General features: G+C 37.0%; 10 protein-coding genes. 9 read left to right on the plus strand and 1 reads right to left on the minus strand.

Translation table 11 applies throughout. The features are described 5' to 3' along the window. Positions 1 to 745: ketose-bisphosphate aldolase (locus LD39_RS07675; protein ID WP_035544795.1), on the plus strand; the 745-nt coding region annotated here is incomplete at its 5' end. A 66-nt stretch (positions 746 to 811) separates the two neighbouring features. Here the strand turns inward: LD39_RS07675 and LD39_RS07680 are convergent. After that, positions 812 to 1,543: a GntR family transcriptional regulator gene (locus LD39_RS07680; RefSeq protein ID WP_035544797.1), complete on the minus strand. Its 732-nt coding sequence runs from the start codon at positions 1,541 to 1,543 to the stop codon at positions 812 to 814. A gap of 237 nt (positions 1,544 to 1,780) precedes the next feature. On the opposite strand from LD39_RS07680, the gene LD39_RS07685 reads away from it, so the two are divergent. From LD39_RS07685 to LD39_RS07720, 8 genes are all read left to right on the plus strand, one after another. Continuing rightward, entirely contained in the window at positions 1,781 to 2,701 is a 921-nt protein-coding gene (locus LD39_RS07685) for a carbohydrate kinase family protein (protein WP_035544800.1), read from the plus strand. A 14-nt stretch (positions 2,702 to 2,715) separates the two neighbouring features. After that, the gene (locus LD39_RS07690) at positions 2,716 to 4,119 is read left to right on the plus strand and encodes a 6-phospho-beta-glucosidase (protein ID WP_035544802.1); all 1,404 of its coding nucleotides are present in this window, start codon (positions 2,716 to 2,718) and stop codon (positions 4,117 to 4,119) included. A gap of 41 nt (positions 4,120 to 4,160) precedes the next feature. Beyond that, positions 4,161 to 4,862, plus strand: a complete 702-nt coding sequence (locus LD39_RS07695; protein ID WP_035544804.1) for a glucosamine-6-phosphate deaminase — start codon at positions 4,161 to 4,163, stop codon at positions 4,860 to 4,862. A gap of 50 nt (positions 4,863 to 4,912) precedes the next feature. Continuing rightward, positions 4,913 to 6,166, plus strand: a complete 1,254-nt coding sequence (locus tag LD39_RS07700) for an extracellular solute-binding protein (protein ID WP_035544805.1) — start codon at positions 4,913 to 4,915, stop codon at positions 6,164 to 6,166. Positions 6,167 to 6,278: 112 nt separating this feature from the next. After that, positions 6,279 to 7,160: a carbohydrate ABC transporter permease gene (locus LD39_RS07705; protein ID WP_052158772.1), complete on the plus strand. Its 882-nt coding sequence runs from the start codon at positions 6,279 to 6,281 to the stop codon at positions 7,158 to 7,160. Position 7,161: 1 nt separating this feature from the next. Then, positions 7,162 to 8,010 carry a carbohydrate ABC transporter permease gene (locus LD39_RS07710; RefSeq protein ID WP_035544808.1) on the plus strand — a complete coding sequence of 283 codons (849 nt, stop codon included), beginning with the start codon at positions 7,162 to 7,164 and terminating at the stop codon, positions 8,008 to 8,010. Between the two features lie 657 nt (positions 8,011 to 8,667). Beyond that, complete coding sequence (locus LD39_RS07715; protein WP_035544811.1) at positions 8,668 to 10,953, plus strand: AAA family ATPase; 2,286 nt, start codon at positions 8,668 to 8,670, stop codon at positions 10,951 to 10,953. Beyond that, the gene (locus LD39_RS07720; protein WP_052158773.1) at positions 10,950 to 12,821 is read left to right on the plus strand and encodes a UvrD-helicase domain-containing protein; all 1,872 of its coding nucleotides are present in this window, start codon (positions 10,950 to 10,952) and stop codon (positions 12,819 to 12,821) included. The genes LD39_RS07715 and LD39_RS07720 overlap by 4 nt, the downstream gene beginning before the upstream one ends. Positions 12,822 to 13,133: the final 312 nt, after the last annotated feature.

Here is a 13,133-nt window from a genome sequence, read left to right on the forward strand (position 1 = left end):
AATTGTGGGCACAACAGATAAAATCGTGGACCAACTAGGTGGATTTGAGCTGCTTGCCCAAGTCTTTGCCATTATGAAAAAAGATTTAGGTGTTACTGTTCCAGCTGTACTGCATTTAGACCATGGTCAAACGGTTGAACGTTGTAAAGAAGCAGTGGATGCCGGTTACGATTCAGTTATGTACGATGGCTCTAAACTCCCGATCGAGGAAAATGTGAAGAAAACCAGGGAAGTAGTAGCCTATGCCCACCGCCAAGGTGTTACGGTGGAAGCTGAAGTAGGAAGTGTCGGAGGTACAGAAGATGGGGTCTATAGTGATTTGATCTATGCTGATCAGAACGAATGTATTCAGCTCGCTAAAGAGGCGGGAATTGACAGCCTCGCACCGGCTTTAGGGTCCGTCCACGGAAAATATAAAGGAGTGCCGAATTTAGGTTTTGAGGAGATGGCCAGTTTACGTCAATCTACCGATGTTCCATTTGTTCTGCATGGAGCCTCTGGAATCTCTAATACTGATTTGCAAAAAGCCATCTCCTATGGGCACGCAAAGATTAATTACAATACGGAGTTAAACATTGCCTGGTCTGATGCACTAAGAAAAGTACTAACAGAAAATGAAGATTTATATGCTCCTATGGAAATCTTAAAACCTAGTAAACAGGCATTAGATGAAGTGATTGAAAAGGTGATTATGCGGACTGGTGCCGATCAGAAAAGTGCTGAGCCAAAATATATTTCCGAATAATAATATAGTTACCCCAGTTTCTTCAGAATCAGAAGGAACTGGGGTAAGTTAGTTTCAGACATATGGTTATTTATTGTAATATCTCACGGTAACAAAATTGGCGAAGTCCCCTCGCACGATGGTAGTTGAATACTCAATCGGTACATTTTCCTTAGAGTAAGTATAGGATTCCAATCGGATAGAGGGAGTATTTTCAGGGATATCCAATAATTCGCTTTCCTTTATCTCTGGTAGCACCGGTTGAATAGACTCCACCGACTTTAATATTTCAATATTATATTTAGTTTTTAAGAGATTAAAAAGAGAATGCGAATAATCTTCCTGTAGCAGTCCGGGTGCAATCTTCCAAGGAATATAGGAAGTAGAATGCTGATAAGGGATATCATTCGCATAGCGAAGTCTTACTAACTTTATGACAGGATCATTAGTTTCTAAATCAAGTGCATGAGCTAGAAATAAGGTAGCAGGGATTAAATCCAAACTTAGCACTTTGGAATAGGAGGTCATACCTGCTTCTTTCATTTGTTCAGAAAAGCTTTTAATATTTGGAGTAATATGTTCGTTGATTCTTGGCTGTGCTACAAATGTGCCCTTCCCTTGGACCTTATAGATCAACCCCTCTGCCTCGAGTTGTTGCAGTGCTAATCTTATGGTTGTCCTGCTCACTCCAAATTCTTTCCCTAAAGCAGATTCAGTAGGAAGCTGACTTCCGACTTCGTAAGTGCCATTTTTTATTAATTCAAGTAAATTGTCTTTAATACTGTGGTATAACGACCTTCCTGTATTGTTTTTCAGCACTTTTCTCACCTCCATGGCTGTACTTTATTCTTACTTATATCAATAAATTATTAGAAAATTCCAATAAAAAACTTGACGAATAGACGAATGAAATGTATTGTTATAACAACATATAAAATATGTTACAACAACATTTTGAGTGTAAGTAGAATAGTTATATATTAAGAGATGTTTGATTAAAAAGCAACTTTATCATTCGAATTTGTAGTAACAAATAATAAGTGGAAGAGGGGTAGAATGGTAGCTTTTGATGTACTAGTTACCGGTAATGTATCGGTTGATGTAATTTTCCCCGAAATAGAGAATGTTCCTCAACCTGGTGAGGAGCTATATTGTGACGACTTTGCATTTACGTGTGGCGCCTCCTATAATGCTGCGGTTGCGCTCGCTCGTTTAGGAATGAAAGTGGCTATAGCAGCCCCCATAGGGAATGATTTTTTAAGCCATTTCATTCTTAACAAACTGGAATCAGAAGGGGTTAATACGGAATACATGCATAGGTTGGACCAACCATTACGTACTTTGTCTGTAGCGTTGAATTATGGTGGGGATCGATCCTTTATTTCTTACGAAGATTCAATCCATAATTTCAGTTTTGAAAGTTATGTTCGTTCAGTCATCGAGAGAGTAGATGCCAAAGTTATACATACCGAAGCTAGGCCAGAAGCTGTATCGATCATAGAAGTAGCTAAAAGGAAAGCGATAAAAGTCTCACTCGATGTTGGATGGAATGAGTCCTGGTTACAAGACAGTCAGCTGAAAGACATCATAAGGATGGGAGATTTTTTCACTCCAAACATGAAGGAAGCTAAAGTGATCACAAAGGAAGACAACACGGAAAGGGCTGTGGAAGAGCTCCAACGGTTGAATCCTGAAAATAATATCATCGTAAAGGTAGGAAGCAAGGGAGCACTAATACGAGAGGAAGACAAGGTGATTCTTATTCCTGCCGAGGGAAAAACACCAGTAGATACAACAGGAGCTGGAGATGTATTTATAGCAGGGGTTATTGCCGCGATACTAAAAGGTTTCAGCTTTCCAGAAGCTATTCGTATCGGTAACTTTTGTGGGGCCTGTTCTGTCGAAGGGTTAGGTGGAGCAGAGCATAGCCCGACTTGGGATAGAGTCACCAGGGAGTTATTAGAAAACAACAAGTAAATGGAGGGAGCTAAATGAAACTAACCATATTAGGGGGAGCAGGGATGCGGACCCCATTATTGATAGAAGGTTTATTTTCACACAAGGATGTAGCTATAGACGAAGTGGTCTTATTCGATAAAGATGAAGAACGTTTATCCGTCATGGGAGAATTGTCCAAGTATTTAGTGGAAGAGAATGAAAAACCATTCGAGTTAACGATTACTACGGATATTAAGAAAGCGGTTACAGAGGCGGATTTCATCTATTCTGCGATTCGAGTAGGGCAAGAGGAATCCCGAAGTGTGGATGAACGTGTAGCACTGAAGTATGGGGTGATTGGTCAGGAAACCACCGGGCCGGGAGGATTTGCAATGGCCCTCCGTACTATACCTGTCATGCTGGAGTATACCAAAATCATCAATGAACTAGCTCCAAATGCATGGCTACTCAATTTTACTAATCCTGCCGGGTTGATTGCTCAAGCATTAAATACATATGGCCACCATGATAAGGTGATCGGAATTTGTGATGCACATGCAGGCATTAAAAATGCTTTAGGAAAGTATCTCAAAGTACCTCATACAGAACTGCAAGCGAGTTATTTTGGACTAAATCACTTGGGGTGGGTGCCTTCCGTTTATGTAGATGGAGAGGACAAGCTCCCTGAAATACTGGCAGACTATGAAAAGCTTGCCCGTATCTCTCATATCTTTAACTTCTTTGACCCGACGCTGGTCCGGAATATGAGAATGCTTCCTAATGAATACTTATATTATTTTTATTATCAAACCGAATCTGTGAAAAACATTTTAAAGGTGAACGAAACCCGGGGAGAACAGATTATTAAATTGAACCGGCCTCTCTTTAGTAGATTGACCGACTATGTGAATAAAGGGCAGACAAAAGAAGCCATTGAGGATTATAAAAACACATTAGATGCTAGAGCCTCAACTTATATGTCACGAGAGACTACAGGGGAGGTCCACAATGTCTATGAACAGGAAGAAGAAGTGGAAATCACATTTGAAGAAGAAGGTTACGAAGGACTGGCTCTTAATATTATGAAAAGCATTGTCAACAACAAAGAGCAAGTGCTTACCCTGAATGTTCCTAACAATGGAACAATTGCTGGTTTGAAAGATGATGATGTCGTAGAAGTACAATGCCTGGTTAATAAGAATGGTTATTTCCCCCTAAACGTTGGGAAAGTCCCTGATGAAGCGATGTCTTTAATCAAACCTGTGAAAACGTACGAAAGACTGACGGTGGAAGCAGCTGTAAACGGAGACTATACACAAGCTTTAAGGGCACTAACTGTTCACCCGTTGGTACCGTCCAGCAATGTTGCTAAATCTATTCTGGATGACTATTTAGAAGCTCATCAGGACTATTTGCCCCAGTTTGAAAATGTGGAACAAAACGTAGGAAGGAGGTAAAGCTTTTCAATAATCTAACTGTAGTTGAGGATTATCGACAGTTGTCTGAACTAGCCGCTGCACGCATCATTTCTTATGTAAAACAAAACCCTACAGCTACTATTTGCTTAGCTGCTGGGAATACGCCTATCGGAACTTACCAGGTTTTCTCACAAAAAGTAAAGGAGTTAAGTCTCGATCTTAGTGGCATTACCTTTGTCAGTCTCGATGAATGGGCGGGTATAAACGGTGATGTAAAAGGCAGCTGCAGACAAACATTAGATCAATACCTATATAAACCTGTGAATATCCCAGAAGAAAATATCCTTTTCTTTGATGGGAAGGCTGATGATCTGAACAAAGAATGCAAACGAATTGTCTATGAGCTTCACCAAAGGGGAGGTTTAGACTTCACCCTGCTTGGTATTGGGTTAAATGGACATGTTGGATTTAATGAACCGGATGTACCGATGGATAAAGAGGTTCATGTAGTTTCCCTGAATTCTGTAACACAGAAGGTCTCCGGCAAATACTTTGAAGAGCCTATTGAGGTTTCCCAAGGTATTACACTTGGCATGAAAACAATCTTAGCTTCGAACAAAATTCTATTAATAGCCAGTGGCGATGAAAAAGCAGGCATTGTAGAAAGAACTGTCCGTACGGAAGCCACTTCAGAAATCCCAGCGAGTTTACTGAAAGCAAGAAAGAATAGTGAGCTGATTGTAGATTCAAAGGCAGGAAAGTTTGTTCGTGACAATAGGTAAGCTGGATAGTTTAGCACAAAATAAGATTAATATTGGGAGGCTAAATGAATATGAAAATCAAAACGTTATTGACTGTTTTGGCGATTATGATGTCTTTGGTCATTACCGGCTGTTCTTCTGACGCTGGGTCTAGTGGTAATGGTGAGGAAAGCGCTACTGTTGATGTGATTATGCCTAGTGGATCGGGAACGGAAGGAGCAATTGAAGACATTACTAAAAAGTTTGAAGAAGAAAATCCAGATATTGATGTTAATGTTGAGTTTGTAGCTTATAACTCTTTAAAACAAAAAGTACTTACTTCTGCTAAATCTGGTGACTATGATGTCACGATTGTGGATCAGCCATGGGTAGCACAATTCGCGAATGCACAGATATTGCAAAAAATCCCAGAAGAATTACCGGAAGAAGATAAAAAGGATATTTTTGATTCATTTATAGAAGGTATGAGTTTCAACGGTGACATGTATGCGATGCCATGGAAAAACGATACTAAATTTTTGTTTTACAACAAAGCGATGTTGAAAGAAGCAGGATTCGATTCTCCTCCTGAAACATGGGCGGAATTAGAGGAACAGTCGAAAGCACTGAAGGAACAAGGAATTGTGGAACACCCTGCGGTGTGGAGCTGGAGTCAGAGTGAAGCATTAGTTTGTGATTTTGTAGCTGTCACAGGGGGGTATGGCGGCGATATTATCGAAAATCAAAACCCGCAATTTACCAGTGAAGGAATTACAGAAGGAACCACTTTCATGGCTTCCAGTCTAGAGAACGGCATATCAAACCCTAATTCCACCGAGTACCTGGAACAGGATGTTCTTGATACTTTCATTAATGAACAAGCAGCTTTTGGTCTGAATTGGTCCTTCATGTATAACGAAGTGAAAAAGTCAGATATTTCTGATCAGCTTGGCGTTACACTCGTGCCTGGAAGTGATGAGGTAAGAAGTTCAACGGTCTATGGCGGTGAAGGGTTAGGTATCACTTCCGGCAGTGACAATCCGGAAGCTGCTTGGAAGTATATCCAGTTCCTTACTTCAAAAAAAGTACAAAAGAAAAATGTTGATATTACCTTACCAATCTGGAAGTCCCTGTATGAGGACGAAGAAGTTCTGAAGAATAATGAAGAAATGATAAAAGTGGCCAGTAAACAATTCGATTATATGAAAAGTCGTCCGAAGATCCCAGCATACGGAGATTTCTCCCAAAGTATTCAGGTAGAAGTACAAGAAATCTTAACAGGAGTCGACTCCGTGGATGCAGGATTATCCAACTTACAAGAGAAGGCAGAAGATATTATTAAGTAAAAGTTCCGGTAAGTCTCCTGTATATGAATGTACAGGAGACTCTACCATTATTTTGTATAAGAAATGATAGATAAAATTAACCATCGCCTGGTCTGAAAAGGGGAGGGAAATAATGAAGAAAGAATTGTCTGAACAGAAGTTTGCCTGGATTATCATATTACCCGCACTTCTTATTGTATTCGGAATTGTGGTTTACCCTTTAGTACGTACTTTTATTTATACTTTCCAAGATATGAACCTTTCTCTTGGGGGGACAGGCGAATTCATTGGACTAGCTAATTATGCAACCATATTAGGTGATGAATACTTTTGGAAAACAGTCGGCCGTACAGCTTATTTCTCACTAGTATCTATCGCTCTTGAGCTGATTCTTGGTATAACAATAGCACTTTTGTTAAATGAAAACTTTCGTGGTAAAAGCTTCCTGATCGCTATTATCATCGTTCCGTGGGCTGTACCCAATATTGTCAGCAGCTCGATGTGGAAATGGATTTATCATCCGGAATATGGCGCGCTAAATGCTTTATTGATGCAGTTAAGTATCATTGATGAGTATAAATCATGGTTAGGAACTCCATTGCAGGCAATGAATATGGTTATAATAGCGGACGTTTGGAAAATGACGCCACTCGTAGTGATATTTATGCTGTCCGCATTAAAATTAACGAATAAATCAGTCTATGAAGCATCAGTTGTAGATGGTGCTGGTTTGTTGAAGCGTTTTTTTCATATTACACTGCCTTATTTAAAACCGATGATATTAGTCATTGTCGTTATGCGTACGATGGAAACATTTAAAGTGTTTGATTTGATTTATGTGTTGACCAGAGGTGGCCCGGCGAATGGCACCATGGTATTAGGTTACCAGGCATATACGGAAGTTTTTGAAAACCTTAATTACTCAAGTGGAGCGACTTATTCGTATTTAATCGCTTTACTCATTGTCTTGTTGACGGTTGCATATATCAAAGTGTTAAAGCGAAAGGAGACTTAATATGCAACGAAGCAAAGGATTCAAAACGTTACAATACATATTCGCCTTGCTTATTACGCTCTTTACCTTAGGACCATTCGTTTGGATGTTCATAACAAGTATATCGGTATCAGAAGAATTGAGGCAGGTTCCATTGGACTGGATTCCTGATACGATTACCTGGCAGAGATACTTGGATATATTAATAAGTAATAAGAATGAGATGGCTTATACGTTTCGGGTTGCCATGTTTAATACCCTTCAGGTAGCAGGCTTAGTAACCTTGCTCGCACTTGTATGTGGTGGCGTAGCTGCTTATGCCTTTGCCCGGCTGAAGTTTAAATTCCGTCAAAATTTAATTTATCTATTCTTATTTACTTATATGATTCCACCAGTAGTAATTGTGCTGCCGCTATACTTGATGTTAAGTAGCTTGAATATGCTGGATTCCAAAATGTCATTAGTCTTATTAAATGCCACATTTATCATCCCGTTTGTCATTTGGATTATGCAAAGCTACTTTGGTTCAATTAGTAAGGACTTTGAAGAAGCTGCTGCCATTGACGGGTGTAATAGATTTCAACTTTTATGGCATGTGATTGTCCCGATTGCAAGACCAGGTTTTATTGCCACAGGGATATTAGCATTTTTGATGTCATGGGAAGAATTCTTTTATGCATTACTCTTTACTTCAAGTCTGGATGCCAAAACAATTTCTGTAGCGATTGCTGAGTTCAGCGGCCGTCATTTGACCGACTATGGGATGACTGCAGCAGGCGGAGTAGTTGCCTCCATCCCGCCAGTAGTGATAGCGATCATCTTTCAGAAGTATCTAGTAAAAGGTATGAGTGGCGGCGGTGTAAAAGAGTAGTGATTATCTATTGAATTAGTGAAGATATTGGCTTGTAGATAAACCTTTTTCGTTTTTCTACAGGCTTTTTTAATTTGCTTGGGAACTTAGCTGCTTTCAGTAACGAGGGTAAATCTAGGATCTAATCCTAGATTAATTGATATGCTTAAAATATATATTACCTGACAATCTTTTAAGATGTATAAATGATAGAAGAAACTCGAATTATTAAAATCATATCCTCTATGGGGGGAGAATCTCATTTTTATTTCCTCATTTGTTATTTGTATTCATCAGTTTAAATACTAAAGAAGGTGTTCTAACCACATTTATCCTAATCATATGTACTCCAACAACCTTCTAAGTTATCGGTCATTTTGTCGCCTGTTAGAGGTGGTACATTTGACTGGATTTTCTTTATTAATGCTGCTATTTTATTTAACCTCATACTAATAACGTAAAGTTGGAACACCGATTATATATGGGTTTTTACGTCTTATATTCTATTATTTATTTAATACAGTGAATGGGCGGCGTTCCACCATAAATCAAGCTTGAACCAATTTTTGTTCAAGCTATTTTTGTATAAATTAGTGTGTTATCAGAGGATATTTTGTATGTTTATCGAATTTTGTATTAAGAATCCATAATTTTCTAATTAAGGAAAGAGGGAGAACTTTGCAAATAAAATACGTAGATATACAGAATTTCAGAAAACTAAAGTCTTGTCGAATTGAGTTTGCAGATGAGAAAACTGTTTTAGTGGGAGCTAACAATAGCGGGAAAACTACTGCAATGGATGCATTGAAAAAGTTTTTAATAAAAGGCCTTCAAAGGAGTTTTTCAACTACTGATTTCACACTTTCTAATTGGATAGAAATAAACAAAATAGGGGACAGATGGGAGGAAGGTGTGGAAGATAAATCAGGACCAACGTTAAGTATTGATGATTGGGAGGAATTTTTACCATCATTAGATTTGTGGCTAAAAGTTGAAGAAAACGAATTGCACCATGTAACACATCTAATACCATCACTAAATTGGGATAGTGGTTATGTAGGAGTACGGATAAGACTTGAACCTAAAGACTTAAAATCATTATTTAAGGGTTATACTTCTGCGAGAATGGCAGCTAAAGAGGCTATTCAAAATAGAGAAAATAAAGGCCCTGATTCAGATCTATTCGAACTATCACCACAGAATATGCGAAGTTTTCTGGAAGAGAATTTACTTAAGTATTTTGTAATCAGATCCTATACACTTGATTCTAATAAATTGTCTACTGAACATACAACTCCTCAAATATTAGGACCGGAAATTGAACCAACTGATGGTAACCCTTTAACTGGATTAATACGTATTGACTACATATCTGCTCAAAGAGGGTTTACGGATCCAGATAATAAAAGTCCTTATTTAGACGATGACAATAATTATGCTAGTGGAGGAAAATCTTTATCTTCACAATTAAGGACATACTATAATACTCATTTAAACCCTGAAAAGTTACCAGATGCCTCTGACATTGGGGCTCTAGAGGCAATTCATAATGCTCAAAGAGTTTTTGATTTAAAGCTAAAAGAAGATTTTAAAGATGCTATACAGGAATTAGAAACCTTAGGTTACCCTGGCTTCTCAAATCCTAAAATTACTATATCTACCCAGGTTAAACCAATGAATAATTTAGATCATAAATCTGCTGTTCAATATGATTTGCTAAGTTCATCTAATGCGGATAGTAATATACCAATGAGGCTTCCTGAAAGTCACAATGGATTAGGGTATCAAAACTTAATTTCCATGGTATTTAAGCTTATGAGTTTCAGGGATGATTGGATGCAAGTAGGTAAAGTAGCAAAGGAACAAAGTAGTAGTAAAGAAGATTATATTACCCCACCTTTACATTTAGTTTTTATAGAAGAACCTGAAGCACATTTACATGCGCAAGTTCAACAAGTGTTCATTAGAAAAGCTTATGAGGTTTTAAGATCGCATAAAGATTTAGGTACATCTAGAAATTTTACTACTCAAATGGTTGTTAGTACTCACTCTAGTCATATAGCTCATGAAACTGAGTTTTCTTCATTACGATATTTTAAAAAGCAGGTAAGTCACAAATCTTCAATACCTATCTCAACAGTAGAAAATTTATCAGAGGTTTTTGGAAGAAACGAAGCTACTAACAGGTTTGTCACACGTTATATTAAGTCAGTTCATTGTGACTTATTCTTTGCTGACGCTGTTATTCTTGTAGAAGGGCCAGCAGAAAGGATGCTAGTACCTCAATTTATAGAAAATGATTCTAATCAGTTGTATGAAAGTTATATATCAATTTTAGAAATCGGGGGAAGTCATGCTCACAGATTGCAGTCCTTAATAGAAAAATTAGGTATTCATTGCTTGATTATTACTGATCTAGATTGTATAAGCCCGATTAGTAAGAAAGCAATTTACCCCGAAAGAAACAAGGGTTACTTGACAGATAATTACACCTTGAAAAATTGGCTGCCTAAACTTACTAAAATTGATGATCTTTTAAATTTAGATAGTGACAAAAAAGTGCTTGAAAACAATGGTCAATTTATCAGGGTAGCTTATCAAACACCTATGGAATGTTCAGGTCAGGAAGCTTTAGCAACAACCTTTGAAGATGCTTTAGCATTTGAAAATATAGATTTTTTTCAAAACAATGAAGGGATAGGTTTATTAAGGAAATTTAAAGAATCAATTGATTCTTTAAATGGTAAAACAGACAATAAGCTATTAAGTGAAAAATTTTTCAATTCCTTAAGAGAAACTCCTAAGAAAGCAGAGTTTGCATTAGATATAATCTATTCAGACGACTTTGAAAGAATTAAAACACCTGGTTATATCACTGAAGGGCTGAAATGGTTAGAAGAAAAAGTTTCTTTTAGAAATGAGCATTTATCTATTAGTGAAAAAGAATATGAGGTAATAAAATGAAAAGGTCGCATAATGAATTGAATATTCAAGAATATGAAGCTTCTGTTAACAATCAAATAATGAATTGTCTTGACCCTGATAATCTAAAAAGTTTTTTCCTATTTGCAGGGGCTGGATCTGGAAAAACAAGGTCTTTAGTTCAAGTGCTGGATCAATTCAAATTCCATTATGGCAATTCATTTAGAATACAAGGGCGTAAAGTGGCTGTAATTACATACACTAACGCCGCGCGTGATGAGATTGAAAGAAGACTCCAATATGATCCTTTATTTTATGTCTCAACTATTCATAGTTTTATCTGGGGCATTATTAAGCCATTTCAAATAGATATAAAAAAGTGGCTGATTAATTCGTTAAGTAATAACCTTCAAGAACTAAGTGATAAATTGCAAAAGGGTAGAATAAGAAATCCAGAAAAGCTTAAAGCAGAGATTAGTAGTAAAGAAAGACGTCTAGAGCATGTTACCAATACAAATCAATTTATTTACAGCCCTGATGGGGATAATCAAAGGTTTAACTCAATAAACCATTCTGAAGTTATAAAAATTGGCCAACAATTTTTGATGGAAAATGCTTTAATGCAGAAGATTTTAAAGAATAAATACCCAGTTCTTCTTATTGATGAAAGCCAAGATACTAGTAAATATCTAATAGAGGCTTTATTTGAAATGCAAGAAAAACATAAAGGAAGTTTTTCTTTGGGATTATTCGGTGATACAATGCAACGTATTTATAGTGACGGAAAGCATGATTTAGGTTCGAATCTTCCTGATGATTGGATTACACCCGTAAAAGAAATAAATCACCGTTGTCCAACTAGAATAATTAAGTTAATTAATAAAATTCGAGAGCCAGTAGATAATCAAGATCAAGTTCCAGGAGAAAATAATAATAAAGGGATTGTACGAATGTTCTTATGTCCCAGTGATAGTAGCAAGGAGTTAATGGAAGAAGAAGTTGCAAGAATAATGTCAGAGCTTACAAAAGATGGATCGTGGAGTTGTGATGCTTTTGATTATAAAACTTTAATACTAGAACATCATATGGCAGCAAACAGACTAGGATTTTCAGATTTATTTCAAACTCTCTATAGCGTAAAGGGTCTACAGAACGGAGTATTAGATGGAAATTTACCTGAGTTATCTCTTTTTACAAAAAGAATTCTACCTATTATTCGATCAAACATACTACAGGATGATTACACTGTTACTAAGATAGTGAACAAGTACTCTCCATTGTTAGATAGAAAACACTTTAATAACAAAGAAAATCAAGTTGAAAATCTCAAGTTAGCTAAACAAGGTGTTGAAGACCTTCTCTCTCTTTGGACAAACGATAAAGAACCTATTATTGAAGAGGTTATTCAATCAATTTATAATTCAGGTTTATTCACTATCCCGGAAAAATTCAAGCTATTAATTGAAGAAGAGATTAGTCAACCTGATGGTAAAGATAAATTTAGTGATGAACTAGATGCTTGGAAAGATTTTATTAAGATCCCATTTAGTCAAATAGAGGCTTATGACACATATATAAAAGGAGATGCAAAATTTGAAACACATCAAGGCGTCAAGGGACTTGAATATCCTCGTATTATGGTAGTAATTGATGACGAGGAATCGCGAGGATTTATGTTTAGTTATGAAAAGCTTTTTGGTGCCAAGAAAAAGACTGCTACAGACCTAAGAAATGAAGCAGAGGGAAAGGACTCCTCTGTCGAGAGAACAAGAAGGTTGTTCTATGTAACCTGTAGTCGTGCGCAAGAAAGCTTGGCTATAGTTGCTTATTCAGACAAATCAGAATTAATCAAAACTCATTTATTGGAAGAAAATTGGTTAGATGAGGATGAGATTATTATTATGAGCTAAAAACCTGGTGCAAATTTTTTATATATATTGGTAAGTGTTATTGACTAGGAAATGACATACTCATTGACATAATACTACTCATTTGAGAATATCTCCTTACTATTAAAGAAATGGATTAAAGACTAATAACAGTTGCCTTGTTAAGGAAATTGTACGCTATTTAATGCTATTATAATTAAGGAAACCATGGGCGGCATGATGTGATAGCCCCCAAAACCCTTTCATCATAGGGTAGGAGAACAGTTTGACTGGATATTGACTGATTTTTAAAACTAAATTTAAAAGCCTCTCAAGAGTTTATAAACTCTTGAG

Origin of the sequence: Halobacillus sp. BBL2006 (assembly GCF_000786645.1) — a bacterium.
Classification (GTDB): domain Bacteria; phylum Bacillota; class Bacilli; order Bacillales; family Halobacillaceae; genus Halobacillus.

Excerpts from the sequence above, each read along its gene's own strand:
- LD39_RS07685 (WP_035544800.1), top strand. The coding sequence starts at position 1,781 with ATGGTAGCTTTTGATGTACTAGTTACCGGTAATGTATCGGTTGATGTA.
- LD39_RS07690 (WP_035544802.1), top strand. The coding sequence starts at position 2,716 with ATGAAACTAACCATATTAGGGGGAGCAGGGATGCGGACCCCATTATTG.
- LD39_RS07700 (WP_035544805.1), top strand. The coding sequence starts at position 4,913 with ATGAAAATCAAAACGTTATTGACTGTTTTGGCGATTATGATGTCTTTG.
- LD39_RS07705 (WP_052158772.1), top strand. The coding sequence starts at position 6,279 with ATGAAGAAAGAATTGTCTGAACAGAAGTTTGCCTGGATTATCATATTA.
- LD39_RS07710 (WP_035544808.1), top strand. The coding sequence starts at position 7,162 with ATGCAACGAAGCAAAGGATTCAAAACGTTACAATACATATTCGCCTTG.
- LD39_RS07720 (WP_052158773.1), top strand. The coding sequence starts at position 10,950 with ATGAAAAGGTCGCATAATGAATTGAATATTCAAGAATATGAAGCTTCT.